This window comes from Pedobacter glucosidilyticus DSM 23534 (assembly GCF_000425145.1).
Lineage (GTDB): Bacteria > Bacteroidota > Bacteroidia > Sphingobacteriales > Sphingobacteriaceae > Pseudopedobacter > Pseudopedobacter glucosidilyticus.
Window position 1 is genome coordinate 62357 of the sequence record NZ_AULF01000022.1, and the last position, 13602, is coordinate 75958.

Sequence of the window (13602 nt, forward strand, 5' to 3'; positions counted from 1 at the left end):
ATATTAGGCCCAATTATTTTTACTAAATTTGTAACCTATGCAGTCTAAAATCAGTCAGTACACTAGTGAAATAGAGGTTTTTGAACCCAAAACAGCAGATGATCTTGAAAATTTCAGAATAAAATTTTTAGGTACAAAAGGTATTGTAAAAGACCTTTTTGAAGAGTTTAAAACCGTTTCTACAGAAGAGAAGCGTGTTTTAGGAAAAGTATTAAACCAGTTTAAACAACTTGCAGAGGCCAAGTTTAATGATTTTAAAGATGCTTTTTCTAAGCAGTCAAGAAAAAGTGATATCCCTAATGATTTAACACTACCTGGCTTTGGTGTAGAAACTGGAGGCAGGCATCCGCTTTCTTTGGTAAGAAAAGAGATTGTAGAGATTTTTAAAAGACTAGGTTTTATTGTTGCAGAAGGACCAGAAATTGAAGATGATTGGCATAACTTCTCGGCACTTAACTTTCCAGAAGAGCATCCGGCCAGAGATATGCAGGATACTTTTTTTATCAAGAAAAATAGCGGACAAGATGATATCGCTTTAAGAACACATACTTCATCAGTTCAGGTACGTTTAATGGAAGCTGGCAAACCACCTTTTAGAGCCTTAATGCCAGGTAGAGTTTACAGAAATGAAGCGATATCTGCCAGAGCGCATTGCTTCTTCCATCAAGTAGAAGGTTTATATGTTGATGAGCATGTATCTTTCGCAGATTTAAAACAAACTTTGTATTACTTCGTTCAAGAACTTTACGGCGAGGGTACAAAAGTGCGTTTCCGCCCGTCTTATTTTCCTTTTACGGAGCCATCGGCAGAAATGGATATTTCTTGTACCATTTGCAAAGGCGATGGTTGCCAAATGTGTAAACAAAGTGGTTGGGTAGAAATTTTAGGATGTGGTATGATTGATCCAAACGTTTTAGAAAACGTCGGTATTGATAGTAAAAAATATTCTGGTTTTGCTTTCGGAATGGGTATCGAACGTATTACCAATTTAAAATATCAAATCAGAGATTTACGTTTATTTTCTGAGAATGATATACGTTTCTTAAAACAATTCCAATCAGAAATCATTTAATGGAGCTTAAAAAATTAACAGCAATCGTAATAGTATTTTTTTTCTTAAATGCTTGTGGCAATAAAGAAAACTTAATTCCGGATGTGCCTGTTAATTATAACGGGTCTTTAATAGGTGGCGAATTAGAAGGCATCACCAGTCCGGGTAACGTTAGGATAGTTTCTAACACAGCAGTAGGTGTTGCTGGATTAATTTTATACAATAATGCAGGAAATATAAGAGCCTATGACCGTTGCAGTACCGTTAACCCAGTACAAAAAAATGCAGTTATACCTATAGGAGGCAACTTAGCAGAAGATAAAGTGAGTGGTGCATTATTTAATTTACAAGATGGATCGCCTGCCAAAGCACCTGCTACCATACCTTTAAAAAGATACAGAGTCTCTATAAATGGAAACCTCATATCGATTACAAACTAATGGAAATAGATAAAATCAAAGAAAGCATAAAGAAAGCCGCTCAAGATTTATTTCGCAAATACGGGTATCATAAAACTAGTGTTAACGAGATAGCCAAGAAAGCTAAAATTGCAAAAGCTACTATTTACAAATATTTCGAGAGCAAGGAACTTGTTTTACATGCTATTTTGATGGATTATCTTAAGATAAGTGTTAATGATGTGGTGCATCAAAACACTTCCGGAATATCAAAAGAAGAGCATCTTAAAAGCTTAATTCTAAAGGTTAGTAGGTTATCATATACTGTTTGCAACGAGTTCATAGGTTGGGATTTTATTCGGGAATCTACCAATTCTCAAGAATTTCTAAAAAAACTTTCAGACGAGTTAGAAAATTTATTATATAACGAATTTATTGCTATTGAAGAGTTTAATGATGGTAATAACTACGCCGAGCGATTAAGATTTTTGATTAAAGCAAGTAAGAGTATCATCTTCTCTTTTGCTTTTACCTCTGTTAGCGATGCCGATGTGCGTAAGAATTTTATATCCTTTCAAAAAGAAATATTACCCTATTTGGTAAAAGCAGCTTTGTAATTACTTATAAAAAAAATAAAAAATATAATATAGAATAGTCATATATTTGTACATCTAATTGTACAAAATATGCTAACTACCACTATTTCCGATTTTAGGAAAGACATTAAAAATTATTTCGATAAGGTTTCTAAAAATTTTGAAACTTTAATTATCAACAGAGGTAAAGATAATGGTGTTGTTATCATGTCTTTAGATGAGTATAATTCTTTACTGGCTACTAAACATGAATTAAGTTCTAGGATAAATGAGAAACGTTTAGATAATGCCATTGAAAAGATAGAAAATAGGCAGTCTTTCCAAAAGGATTTAATTGAATCATGAAATACATTTTTGTAGATGAGTCTTGGGAAGATTATCTGTACTGGCAAAAAGTTGATAAAAAGTTATTATCAAAAATTAACGATTTATTAAAAGATATTTCAAGAACACCTTTTCACGGTTTAGGTAAGCTATAACCATTGAAATTTAAATACAAAGGATATTGGTCTAGAAGAATAAATGATGAGCATAGGTTGATATACCAAGTACAAGATGATGAAATCTTAATCGTTAAATGTAGGTTTCATTACGATTAATCCTCATTGTATTAACACAATTTCAAAACTTAGGCTTTTTTACACAGATTAAACATAAAAATCCATAAAATTGTAAATCAAACCCAGCGATTATACAAATGGATAATTCCTTTTATCAATACATTTTTAACAAGCATCAGCAAACAGAAAATGTACCACCAAATTCTGATATAGCAAAATGGGCCATTAAGCTTATCAGCTTGTTATTTCCGCAGTACACTAACTTTTCTTTCGCTCAAGAAGCGGATGTTAAAGTATCATTTGATAAGTTAGAAGCCGAGTTATTAAATTTACTTAATGCTACACAAGCTTGTAAAGAATGTAATAACGAGGAAATTGCTCAAACCTTCATCAGCAATATTCCTAAGTTATATGAAACTTTACAAACAGATGTTTCTGCTATGTTAGCCGGAGACCCTGCTGCTAATAACGAATTTGAGGTGATTAGAACCTACCCGGGCTTTATTGCTATTGCCTTTTATAGGATTGCAAATGGCTTATTGAAATTAAAAACACCGCTTATTCCACGTATTCTAACAGAATATGCGCATTCTAAAACAGGTATTGATATTCACCCAGGCGCAGAAATAGGCGATTATTTATATATAGACCACGGCACCGGAATTGTTATTGGTGAAACAGCTATCATTGGGAATCATGTTAAACTGTATCAAGGTATTACTCTTGGCGCTTTAAGTGTAGAAAAACACATGGCGGGTATCAAAAGACATCCAACCGTAGAAGATTATGTAGTGATTTACTCTGGCGCAACCATTTTAGGTGGCGAAACAATTATTGGTAAAAACAGTATCATTGGTGGTAATGTTTGGCTTACCAAGAGTGTTCCAGAAAACTCTATTGTTTACCATTTATCATCCGTACAAGTAGCAGAAAAAAGTAAATCCAAGTTTTAGTTATGGCAGGCATTATAGATTTAGTTGGTAATACTCCTTTAGTAGAAATTCAACGTTTAAACCCTAACCCAAACGTTAAAATATACGCCAAATTAGAAGGTAATAACCCCGGAGGTAGCGTAAAAGACAGGGCTGCACTCAATATGATTAAAAGTGCAGTTGAGCGTGGTGATATCAAACCGGGTATGCGTTTGGTAGAAGCTACTAGTGGCAACACGGGTATTGCTCTAGCGATGATAGCCAGATTATTCGATATTGAAATTGAGTTGGTGATGCCTGCAAATTCTACCAGAGAGCGTACTTTAACCATGGAAGCTTTAGGCGCCAAAGTAGTTTTACTAGAAGATATAGAAAAGTGCAGAGATTATGCCGAGGAAAAAGGTGCTAGTGGCGATTACTTACTTTTAAACCAGTTTGCTAACGCAGATAATTACTTGGCGCATTATAAAACAACAGGACCAGAAATTTGGAGAGATACCAACCATCAGGTTACGCATTTTGTAAGTTCTATGGGTACAACCGGAACCATCATGGGTACATCCATGTATCTTAAAGAACAAAACCCTGATATACAAATTGTAGGTTGCCAACCTACCGAAGGTTCTTCTATACCTGGTATCAGAAGATGGCCAGAAGCGTATCTGCCTAAGATATTTAATCCTGAAAGGGTAGATAGGGTGATAGATGTTTCTCAAGAAGATGCTACTTTAACCACTAGAAAATTAGCTAAAGTGGAAGGTATTTTTGCAGGAATGAGTTCTGGCGGTGCTTGTTATGCTGCTTTAAAGCTGGCTGCCGAGTTAGAAAGCGGCACTATTGTGTTTATAGCTTGTGATAGAGGGGATCGTTATTTAAGTAGCGATTTATTTGGCTAATCAGTAAAAATATATTTGGTCTGGTTTTTGGAAGTGTAGTGTTAAATTAAAAATACATCACTATGAAAAAATCATTTTATTTAGCAACAGTGCTTGCAGCCGGGATTGCTTTGCAAGCATGTAATAATCAACAATCTAATCAAGACAGTGTTGATAGTGCAGAAGCCGTTAATGACTCTACACTTACTAATCAACAAGATGACCCCGCAGAATTTATGGTAGAAGCTGCTAGCGGAGGTATGATGGAGGTAGAACTAGGTAAACTAGCTCAAGCTAATGCCAATCATCCACGTGTTAAAAACTTTGCGCAAATGATGGTTAATGACCATTCTGCTGCTAACACAGAGCTGATGGCTTTGGCCCAATCTAAAAACATTACGCTTCCGCAAACTATGGGAGAAGATCATCAAAAAATGATTAATGATTTAAAAAACAAAAAAGGTGCTGATTTTGATAAAGCTTACATGAACATGATGGTTGATGACCATAAAGATGACGTAGAACTTTTTGAAGAAGCCACAACAAGTAAAGATGTAGAAGTGAGTGCTTTTGCAGGTAAAATTCTACCTAAATTAAAGATACATTTAGACTCGGCACAAGTTATACACGATGCTGTAAAACAGAAATAATTTTAAACTCTTATAGAAGCTGTCTGAAAATACACAGGCAGCTTTTTTTTATTTCAGAATAAAACATATACCATTTTGGTTTTTGGTATAAAAATTACTATTTTAGAACATATATATTTAATTAGCCATGAAAAAAGAACTCTTAGATTTTTCTTTATTGATAGATGAGCACTTTGAAATAGCCGATGATCCACAAATAAGCTGGTTTGCTTTTTTATTAGCTTTATTTAAGTAATTGAGGCTTACTTTTAGTGTTTTTTACAAATTATTGTAGTGTAATTAATTTCAGTAAAAGTTATTAATTATGTATAATAATGTCCTTTAAACTAATCAAACACAACCGTTTTATTATCTAAAACAAAAACTCTATCATCAAAAACTAACTGAATAGCTTTAATTAAAACGGCTTTTTCTATTTCTTTTCCGGCTTTAACCATATCTGCCACACTAAATGTATGGTTTACAGGGATGGTTTGTTGTGCAATAATTGGCCCTTCATCCAATTGGTTGGTTACAAAATGCGCTGTAGCCCCTATCAATTTTACACCTCTGTTAAAAGCTTGTCTGTATGGGCTAGCACCTATAAAAGCAGGTAAAAAGGAATGATGGATATTGATGATACAATCTGGAAAATCAGCTATAAAACTTGGTGATAGGATGCGCATGAATTTAGCCAAAATCAGATAATCAAAATGGTATTCATTAATTTGTTGTTTAATTTCTTCCTCAAAAACTGATTTATCCTTTCCTTCATGATTAATGAAATGAAACGGAATCTCGAACCTTTGGCAAATATTTTCTAAATCTGGATGATTCCCAATAACTGCTTCAACATTTGCACCTAATGTTTTGAAATGATTTCTGATGAGGATATCACTTAAACAATGATATTCTTTGGTTACCAATAAAACAACTCTTTTAATAGGATTTGGATTAACCTTTATACTTGCATCCTCTGGAAGTACAACTTTTAAAGCGTCATGTAAATCAGACGCATGCTCGTGAGCATCAACTACCAGACGAGCAAAAAAAACGCTAGCTGTGGTATCTACAAACTCTCTCATGGATAAGATATTGATGCCATGTTTAGCCAACACACCTGATATCAAAGCAACTAATCCTATTTTATCTTTACACTGAATAACAATGACCATACAGTAAAATTAAGTTTCGAAAATAGCGAATATCTTCTAACAACTTACATTAAAAATAGCTTGCATGAGATTAATTCTTATCAACTTTTATACTTAAGTGATATGAATTTGAAGTGATGGATTGGTGTTTGAAAGTCTGGAACTTTTTAGCGTATAGATAACCTAAATCTTTTAATTTTAAAACGCTTAAGTATAATTAATCTCTTCTAACCTTTCCGATATTTACACCTGCAGATTGGTTATAGTTATGTATTTTATAGAACATTAAATCTGCTATGCTAACAGCTTTCTTTTTTGCTTCATTAGCAATGGGGCCTTCAAAAAATTGGTCAACAGTTGCGATAAAGATATTTTTCCAACTATTAAAAGCTTCATGGTTTAAAGATATTTTTTCGTTTAATCTGAAATGAGCATCCATAGGGTTACCTGTATAACCCACTTCTCCTAATAAAGTAGAAGCCCAAAACTTATACATAATAGGTAAATGATGTTGCCAGTTAACCTTAGCCACATCGTTAAAAATGTGTCCTAGTTGTGGGTCTTTTACTGCATTATCATAAAAGGTATCTACCAGTAGTTGAATATCATCTATACTTTTTATATCTTTTTTCATTTTTTCCTATTTCAAACAAACATCTACAAAATATCAGTTACAAAAAATGATCTTTATCAGTTTACGGCTTTCAACACTAAAGTTAAAGATTCATAATCGATTTTTGCTTGGTAATCCATTAAAATATCACCACCAATTACACCTATTACAGGGGGTAGGTTTAATTGCTCATAAGCGTATTTAACGGCAGATAAATCAAATACTGGAGCTTCGTAATTTTTTATAAGGAAATCGCCTATTTTCAATTCGGAAAAATTGGCAACATATCTTTCCATGGTAGTAGTTCCTAAACCAACGGCGTGTTGGTTTGGAAGATGAATAATATCATTAAAAGCTAAAGATTCAATAATTTCTTTATCAAAAGCACTTTTAGAAGCTCCGGTATCTAAAACAGCTTGAAAATTTTGCCCATAAACAACAACTTCCACCAAAAGGTGGAAGCCGTCGCCTTGTAGATTTATGAGCTCTAACGGAATGAGTACCTCACCCTGCCCCTCTCCTTCGGAGAGGGAAATGCCTGTATTGTTGCTCTTCAAATCTTTTTTTCTTTATGTATTTTATTATTGCCCTAAAAAATTAATCCTCATTTCAGGAAAATCTCTCTTATTTAGAGAGACATTTAGGGTAAGGCTCTCTTTATTACAATTCTAAAACATTGTTCATATTACGAACTGCATCAGCGCTCTTATTAAACTCTGCTTGTTCTGCTTCAGATAAATCAAAGTTTACAATTTTTTCCCAACCGTTTCTACCTAAAACTACTGGTACAACTAATGAAATATCACTCTGACCGTATTCGCCATTTAAAGCAACACCACAAGAGATTAATTTTTTCTCATCACGAACGATAGACTCTACCATTGCAGCAGTTCCTGCACCTGGTGCATACCAAGCAGAAGTTCCAATTAGTTTAGTTAAAGTTGCACCACCGACCATGGTAGCTGCAACAATTTTATCTTGTTGTTCTTGACTTAAGAAGTTTGTTACCGGAATGCTATTCCAAGTTGCATGCTTAATTAAAGGAATCATCGTTGTATCTCCATGACCACCAATTACAACAGCATTTAAATCTGCCGGTGAGCAACCTAACTCTTGACTTAAGTAATACTTAAAACGAGCAGAATCTAATGCACCACCCATACCTAAAATACGCTCTTTAGGTAAACCCGAAGTTTTTAAGGTTAAGTAGTTCATGGTATCCATTGGATTAGAAACTACAATGATGATGGTATTAGGAGAATATTTAAGAATATTTTCTGTTACTGATTTTACGATTCCAGCATTTGTACCAATTAACTCTTCACGAGTCATTCCGGGTTTACGTGGCAAACCAGAAGTAATAACAACAACTTCAGAATTAGCAGTGGCAGCATAATCATTGGTAACACCTTTAATTTTGGTATCAAACCCCAAGTATGAAGCTGTTTGCATCATATCAATAGCTTTACCCTCTGCAAAACCCTCTTTAATGTCTAATAAAATTAACTCTTCTGCTAATTCTCTTCTAGCGATATTGTCTGCACAGGTTGCACCTACTGCGCCTGCTCCTACTACCGTAATTTTCATGATTTTATATTGAAATGTTTAATTGTTTAAATGTCGACCGAAGTTACTAAAAACCAATTCTTTTAAGAAATAGATGCAAAAATTATCGTCATGTAAGTGTATAATTTAAAAAATCATTATTTATTCTTAACGTTTAACGAGGCAAAGACTTTTTATCTTAAGATTTATTCCTTCTGTTTTATTTCGGATTACTATGTAAGATGTACAAATTTAAAGATACCTGAAAATCAAGATATTTAAATCTATATCATGAGAAATGATAGATGTAGAACCTTAATTTAGAAGCAAAAAAGCCCCCAATAAGTATCTAACTTTTTGGGGGCATTACTTATAAGCGACTTGTGTATTTATTGATATAAGTTATGACGTAAAAAATGATCAATAACCACCAAGGCTGCCATAGCTTCTACAATGGCAACAGCCCGGGGTACAACGCAAGGGTCATGCCTGCCTTTTCCTTTAATTTCTGCAGCATCACCATCTTTATTCACTGTTTGTTGATTGGTCATAATGGTGGCCACAGGCTTAAAAGCAACTCTGAAGTTGATATCCATACCATTAGAAATACCACCTTGTATACCACCAGAAAAATTAGTTCTGGTAATGACATTTCCTAGATGATTCTTTTCAAAAATATCGTTATGCTCTGAGCCACGCATGGTAGAACCATCAAAACCAGAACCATAATCAAAACCATGTACGGCATTAATACTCAACATAGCTTTGCCTAAATCTGCATGTAACTTATCAAAAACGGGCTCTCCTAATCCAACCGGGCAATTTTTAATGATACAGCTTACTTTACCTCCTATGGTATCGCCTTCTTTCCTGATTTGATCAATCAGGTTAATCATTTCTTTTGCCGTTGCAGGGTCTGCACATCTTACAATATTACTTTCTCTTAATGCTTCGAAATCTTCTACTGAAGTAAAATCAATATGTGGAGCATCTATAGTACCTACAGAAGAAACATGAGCTACTACATCAATACCTACCTTTTTTAAAGCTAATTTTGCGATAGCTCCTGCTGCTACACGGGCAGCAGTTTCACGAGCTGATGACCTACCTCCTCCTCTATGGTCTCTTATCCCATATTTATGTTGATAAGTGTAATCCGCATGTGAAGGTCTAAAGGTGTCTTTGTTATGATCGTAATCTTTTGATTTCTGATCTTCATTTGGGATGACTATAGCGATAGGTGTTCCTGTGGTTTTACCTTCAAAAACTCCTGAAAGTATCTGACAGGTATCCGACTCTTTTCTTTGAGTAGTAATTTTAGATTGACCAGGTTTACGTTTATCCAACTCGTACTGAATAAAATCTAGGTCTAGCTCTATATTTGGCGGACAACCATCTATAATAACACCTATAGCCGCTCCATGCGACTCGCCAAAAGTGGTAATTCTAAATACTTGTCCGAATGAATTTCCTGCCATGTTTTTATTTATTATCTGTTGTTGGTTTTCAGTTGCCGGTTATCTCTTTTAAGCGATTGAATCGCTAAACCATGTTAAGCACTCGTTACAAACGAGCGCAAATCTACCTTGAGCCTAATCATAGCCCTAGGTTTAAACCTAGGGCTATGATTAAAACGAGAACAAGAGACACCCAGCTACTTTTTACTTTCTACTTTGTACTTTCTAGACTAAATCCAATTTTCTTTACATCCTCCCAATAGCTTGGATATGATTTCTCTACCACGTTTGCTTCTTCTACTTCAACCTCTTTAACCAAGCTTGCTAAAGGCGCAAAAGCCATCGCCATACGGTGATCTTCGTAGGTAGCAATGCTGATTTTATCTGGAAAATGTAATCCGCTACAATCTAAAGTATAGTTCAGGTTTTCTTCAATAAGTTTTACTCCTATCTTAGCCAATTCGTTTTGTAAAGCTGCAACACGGTCTGTTTCTTTAATTTTTAAAGTTTCCAAACCTGTAAAAGTAGCTTCATGCCCTAGTGCAGCACTACAAACAATAACAGTTTGAGCTAAATCCGGACAATCTTTTAAATCAAAGAATTTTTCGCTGACCTGATGAGGAACTTTTTTGATGATGATACCCTCATCGCTATAAGCGGTAGCAATACCAAAATGCGCCATGATAGTAGCAATAACACTATCACCTTGTAAGCTGTTTTGCCTTAAATAAGGTAAAGTAATCGTGGCTTCATCTGCCAAAGCAGCAAAAGCATACCAATAAGATGCTGCACTCCAATCTGGCTCTACTACAAGGGTACTACGCTCAAACTCTTGATGTGCAATAGTAATTTGGTTACCCTCCCAAGTATGTTGTATACCACACTGAGTTAAGAAACCTAAAGTCATCTCTACATAAGGTTTGGAGGTTAACTCGCCTTCAATGTCTAAAGTTAAACCCTCTTCTAAAGCGGCTGCTACCAATAATAGAGAAGTAATGTATTGAGAGCTGATATCTCCCTTGATACTTACCTTATTTTGCGTTTGTTTAAAAACAGGAGCTATCTTTAAAGGTGGAAAACCTTCGTTTTCTACATAAGTAATTTGCCCGCCAATTTTATTAAGCGCATCAACTAAAATACCAATAGGACGTTGTTTCATCCGCTCTGTACCGGTTAATACAGTTTGAACACCTTTAACAGTTAGGTAAGAAGCCAAGAAACGCATAGCTGTACCAGCCGGACCAACATTTACTTCTGCTGGTTCTTGTGCTAAACTATTTAAGATTTGATTTAGCGTTACGGTATCGGCAGCAGCCGAAAGGTTTTCTACTTTAACCTTTCCGCCACTTAATGCCTGTATAATAAGCGCTCTATTACTTTCGCTTTTAGAACCTGTTAACCTAATCGTCTCCTGTATTTGTTTTGGAGCTTTACTGATGAGGATATTTCCGCTCATTAGTTTAGTTCTGTTTTAGCGTTCATGATTTCGGTTTGTTTACGAATAGACTCGCCGTGTATCAATTCTAAAACCTTCTCTGTGAAATCTTTTTCTAATTTTAAAGCACTTGCTAAAGCAGTTCTTTTCTCTAAAATTTCTTCCCAACGGTTAACCTGTAAGATGGTTACATCGTTATCTCTTTTGTACTCACCAATTTTCTCTACCAAAGCCATACGCTCGCCTAGTTTTTGTAAGATTTGATCATCAATTCTATCAATAGCATCTCTTAAACCTTGTAATTTATCGGTAAACTCTGGATTAGAAGAATCTGCCTTTCTGATGGTTAAATTATTAACGATTTCAGCTAGAGCAGCTGGGGTAACTTGTTGTTTAGCATCTGTCCATGCCACAGAAGGGTCTATGTGCGATTCAATCATTAATCCTTGCATATCTAAGTCTAATGCTTGTTGAGAGATGTAAGGAATTAAGTCTCTTGTACCGCAAATATGACTTGGGTCGTTTAGGATAGGTAATTCTGGCGCTAACGTTTTAAGGTGGATAGCTAAATCCCACATAGGCTCGTTTCTGTAAGCTGATTTCTCGAAAGAAGAGAACCCACGGTGGATAGCTGCTAATTTAGTTATTCCAGCTCTGTTGATACGCTCTAAAGCACCAATCCATAAAGCTAAATCTGGGTTGATAGGGTTTTTAACCATTACAGGCACATCAACGCCTTGTAAAGCATCAGCAATTTCTTGTACTGTAAAAGGGTTTACGGTAGAACGAGCACCAATCCAAAGGATATCAACACCTGCTGCTAAAGCTTCTTCAACGTGTTTTGCGGTTGCTACCTCTACTGCTGTAGGTAAACCAGTTTCTTCTTTAGCTCTTTTTAACCATTGTAAACCAATACTGCCGATACCTTCAAATTCTCCAGGACGAGTTCTTGGTTTCCAGATACCTGCTCTTAAAACACTTACTTTACCTGTGTTTTTTACTAAATGAGCGGTTGCTAATAATTGCTCTTCTGTTTCTGCACTACATGGTCCAGAGATGATTAATGGCTCGCTAGATACTTTCATCCAGCTGCTTAATGGTTGTATGTTTAAGTTAAGTTTCATATCTATTTTATTACTTGATTATCTGTTATTAGTTGATAGTTTAACAATTGCAATTCATCTTTGCTCTTTTATCTTTTTTCTTTACACCTTATCATTCTTTTTATACTCGCCCATGATACTAAAGTTACTGGTATGTTTTAATGAATCACGAATGGCTTTATCATACTGCTGATTGTCTTTCCACTCTATATCTACATAAAAATTATATTCGTTTCTTTTACCCAGAACTGGCATCGATTGGATTTTACTCATGTTAATATTATTCTCGGCGAATATATTTAATACCGCTGCTAAAGAACCTACATTATTATTTACTTGAAAACATAAAGAAGCTTTATTGGCATCTTTGATATCCACCTTTTTATCGGTAAGGATTAAAAAACGAGTATAGTTTTTCTTGTTAGATTCTATCCTACGTTCTAAAATTTCTAAACCATAAAGCTTAGCTGCCAAATTATTAGCAATAGCAACCGTATCTGTTAATTGCTCTTCTTTAATTTTCTTAGCACAGGCAGCAGTATCACTACTTTCTACCACTTTAAGATGCGGGAAATCATCCAAAAAATCATTACACTGACGGATAGCAATAGGATGCGAGGTTACGGTTTTTATATCCTCGAACTTTACTCCAGGAAGTGCCATTAAATGCAATTGAATGTGTAGATAAACCTCACCTATTACCGGAAAATTATATTCTCTTAGTAAAGTGTAATTAGGCAATAAACTTCCGGCAATGCTATTCTCTATAGCCATCACTACATAGTCAGCCTCACCTGCTTTAAGTTTCTGGAAAGTTTCTTTAAAAGAGTTGCACTCTATGGTGTCTATATCCTCTCCAAAAAACTTAAATGCGGCTTCTTCGTGAAAAGAAGCTTTAATTCCCTGTATTGCAACTCTTTTTTTTCCGCTCATGCTGATTTAAAAAAAAAGACCCGGTCTGCGTAGGCCGGGTCTTTGTATTTTTATAAGTCTATTACAACATACTATGCCCGGCTCTTATTTGAATAATAAAAGTAACCGAAGTAATATGTAGCGTTAAATTTCATTTTTTGTTTATTGGATGCAAATGTACACACTTATTTTTCTTATGCAATATTTTTTTTACATTTTTTATTTAACAAGATAAATTTTAAAAGTAGTAAACCATTAAAAAGTTTATTAGCGCTTATATGCCCAACTTCAATCCTAAGACTTTATACCATCTTAAATTTTCTCTGTTTAACACGAGGTTAC

16 protein-coding genes and 1 pseudogene are annotated in these 13602 nt (G+C 34.8%); 9 read left to right on the forward strand and 8 right to left on the reverse strand.

Features of this window, described 5'->3' with window-relative positions; genetic code table 11:
* Window positions 1-37 precede the first annotated feature (37 nt).
* The 9 genes and pseudogenes from pheS to H510_RS0108765 all read left to right on the forward strand — a co-directional run bounded on the left by pheS (window position 38) and on the right by H510_RS0108765 (window position 5062).
* Window positions 38-1072 (forward strand): phenylalanine--tRNA ligase subunit alpha, encoded by a 1035-nt coding sequence (gene pheS, locus H510_RS0108730; protein ID WP_026903978.1) that lies wholly within the window; start codon window positions 38-40, stop codon window positions 1070-1072.
* A complete protein-coding gene (locus H510_RS18540; protein ID WP_036692376.1) occupies window positions 1072-1491 on the forward strand; it encodes a Rieske (2Fe-2S) protein in 420 nt (139 codons plus the stop codon). The genes pheS and H510_RS18540 overlap by 1 nt, the downstream gene beginning before the upstream one ends.
* Complete coding sequence (locus H510_RS0108740) at window positions 1491-2066, forward strand: TetR/AcrR family transcriptional regulator (protein WP_026903979.1); 576 nt, start codon at window positions 1491-1493, stop codon at window positions 2064-2066. Before H510_RS18540 ends, H510_RS0108740 begins: the two co-directional genes overlap by 1 nt.
* 69 nt (window positions 2067-2135) lie before the next feature.
* On the forward strand, window positions 2136-2390 hold the full coding sequence (locus tag H510_RS0108745; protein ID WP_026903980.1) for a type II toxin-antitoxin system Phd/YefM family antitoxin: 255 nt from the start codon (window positions 2136-2138) through the stop codon (window positions 2388-2390).
* Window positions 2387-2578, forward strand: a pseudogene (locus tag H510_RS18545) (Txe/YoeB family addiction module toxin); the annotation flags it as partial. The gene H510_RS0108745 and the pseudogene H510_RS18545, both read left to right, overlap by 4 nt.
* The gene (locus H510_RS20685) at window positions 2564-2644 is read left to right on the forward strand and encodes a type II toxin-antitoxin system YoeB family toxin (protein WP_425413797.1); all 81 of its coding nucleotides are present in this window, start codon (window positions 2564-2566) and stop codon (window positions 2642-2644) included. The pseudogene H510_RS18545 and the gene H510_RS20685, both read left to right, overlap by 15 nt.
* A gap of 98 nt (window positions 2645-2742) precedes the next feature.
* Window positions 2743-3558 carry a serine O-acetyltransferase EpsC gene (gene epsC / locus H510_RS0108755; RefSeq protein WP_026903981.1) on the forward strand — a complete coding sequence of 272 codons (816 nt, stop codon included), beginning with the start codon at window positions 2743-2745 and terminating at the stop codon, window positions 3556-3558.
* A 2-nt stretch (window positions 3559-3560) separates the two neighbouring features.
* Complete coding sequence (gene cysM, locus H510_RS0108760; protein ID WP_026903982.1) at window positions 3561-4433, forward strand: cysteine synthase CysM; 873 nt, start codon at window positions 3561-3563, stop codon at window positions 4431-4433.
* A 62-nt stretch (window positions 4434-4495) separates the two neighbouring features.
* Window positions 4496-5062 (forward strand): DUF4142 domain-containing protein, encoded by a 567-nt coding sequence (locus H510_RS0108765; RefSeq protein WP_026903983.1) that lies wholly within the window; start codon window positions 4496-4498, stop codon window positions 5060-5062.
* Between the two features lie 326 nt (window positions 5063-5388).
* Here the strand turns inward: H510_RS0108765 and purU are convergent, their stop codons facing one another.
* The 8 genes from purU to H510_RS0108810 form a co-directional block, all read right to left on the reverse strand.
* Window positions 5389-6216, reverse strand: coding sequence for a formyltetrahydrofolate deformylase (purU, locus tag H510_RS0108775; RefSeq protein ID WP_026903984.1), 828 nt, complete (start codon window positions 6214-6216; stop codon window positions 5389-5391).
* Window positions 6217-6412: 196 nt separating this feature from the next.
* A complete protein-coding gene (locus H510_RS0108780) occupies window positions 6413-6829 on the reverse strand; it encodes a group III truncated hemoglobin (protein WP_026903985.1) in 417 nt (138 codons plus the stop codon).
* Window positions 6830-6885: 56 nt separating this feature from the next.
* Window positions 6886-7365, reverse strand: coding sequence for a retropepsin-like aspartic protease (locus H510_RS0108785; protein WP_245584812.1), 480 nt, complete (start codon window positions 7363-7365; stop codon window positions 6886-6888).
* 103 nt (window positions 7366-7468) lie between these two features.
* Window positions 7469-8395 carry a malate dehydrogenase gene (gene mdh / locus H510_RS0108790; protein ID WP_026903987.1) on the reverse strand — a complete coding sequence of 309 codons (927 nt, stop codon included), beginning with the start codon at window positions 8393-8395 and terminating at the stop codon, window positions 7469-7471.
* A gap of 347 nt (window positions 8396-8742) precedes the next feature.
* Window positions 8743-9831: a chorismate synthase gene (gene aroC / locus H510_RS0108795; protein WP_026903988.1), complete on the reverse strand. Its 1089-nt coding sequence runs from the start codon at window positions 9829-9831 to the stop codon at window positions 8743-8745.
* A gap of 190 nt (window positions 9832-10021) precedes the next feature.
* On the reverse strand, window positions 10022-11266 hold the full coding sequence (locus H510_RS0108800) for a 3-phosphoshikimate 1-carboxyvinyltransferase (RefSeq protein ID WP_026903989.1): 1245 nt from the start codon (window positions 11264-11266) through the stop codon (window positions 10022-10024).
* The gene (locus H510_RS0108805) at window positions 11266-12369 is read right to left on the reverse strand and encodes a chorismate mutase (protein ID WP_026903990.1); all 1104 of its coding nucleotides are present in this window, start codon (window positions 12367-12369) and stop codon (window positions 11266-11268) included. The genes H510_RS0108800 and H510_RS0108805 overlap by 1 nt, the downstream gene beginning before the upstream one ends.
* 81 nt (window positions 12370-12450) lie before the next feature.
* Entirely contained in the window at window positions 12451-13281 is an 831-nt protein-coding gene (locus H510_RS0108810) for a prephenate dehydratase (protein ID WP_026903991.1), read from the reverse strand.
* Window positions 13282-13602: the final 321 nt, after the last annotated feature.

Excerpts from the sequence above, each read along its gene's own strand:
- pheS (WP_026903978.1), top strand. The coding sequence starts at position 38 with ATGCAGTCTAAAATCAGTCAGTACACTAGTGAAATAGAGGTTTTTGAA.
- H510_RS18540 (WP_036692376.1), top strand. The coding sequence starts at position 1,072 with ATGGAGCTTAAAAAATTAACAGCAATCGTAATAGTATTTTTTTTCTTA.
- H510_RS0108740 (WP_026903979.1), top strand. The coding sequence starts at position 1,491 with ATGGAAATAGATAAAATCAAAGAAAGCATAAAGAAAGCCGCTCAAGAT.
- H510_RS0108745 (WP_026903980.1), top strand. The coding sequence starts at position 2,136 with ATGCTAACTACCACTATTTCCGATTTTAGGAAAGACATTAAAAATTAT.
- epsC (WP_026903981.1), top strand. The coding sequence starts at position 2,743 with ATGGATAATTCCTTTTATCAATACATTTTTAACAAGCATCAGCAAACA.
- cysM (WP_026903982.1), top strand. The coding sequence starts at position 3,561 with ATGGCAGGCATTATAGATTTAGTTGGTAATACTCCTTTAGTAGAAATT.
- H510_RS0108765 (WP_026903983.1), top strand. The coding sequence starts at position 4,496 with ATGAAAAAATCATTTTATTTAGCAACAGTGCTTGCAGCCGGGATTGCT.
- purU (WP_026903984.1), bottom strand. The coding sequence starts at position 6,216 with ATGGTCATTGTTATTCAGTGTAAAGATAAAATAGGATTAGTTGCTTTG.
- H510_RS0108780 (WP_026903985.1), bottom strand. The coding sequence starts at position 6,829 with ATGAAAAAAGATATAAAAAGTATAGATGATATTCAACTACTGGTAGAT.
- mdh (WP_026903987.1), bottom strand. The coding sequence starts at position 8,395 with ATGAAAATTACGGTAGTAGGAGCAGGCGCAGTAGGTGCAACCTGTGCA.
- aroC (WP_026903988.1), bottom strand. The coding sequence starts at position 9,831 with ATGGCAGGAAATTCATTCGGACAAGTATTTAGAATTACCACTTTTGGC.
- H510_RS0108800 (WP_026903989.1), bottom strand. The coding sequence starts at position 11,266 with ATGAGCGGAAATATCCTCATCAGTAAAGCTCCAAAACAAATACAGGAG.
- H510_RS0108805 (WP_026903990.1), bottom strand. The coding sequence starts at position 12,369 with ATGAAACTTAACTTAAACATACAACCATTAAGCAGCTGGATGAAAGTA.
- H510_RS0108810 (WP_026903991.1), bottom strand. The coding sequence starts at position 13,281 with ATGAGCGGAAAAAAAAGAGTTGCAATACAGGGAATTAAAGCTTCTTTT.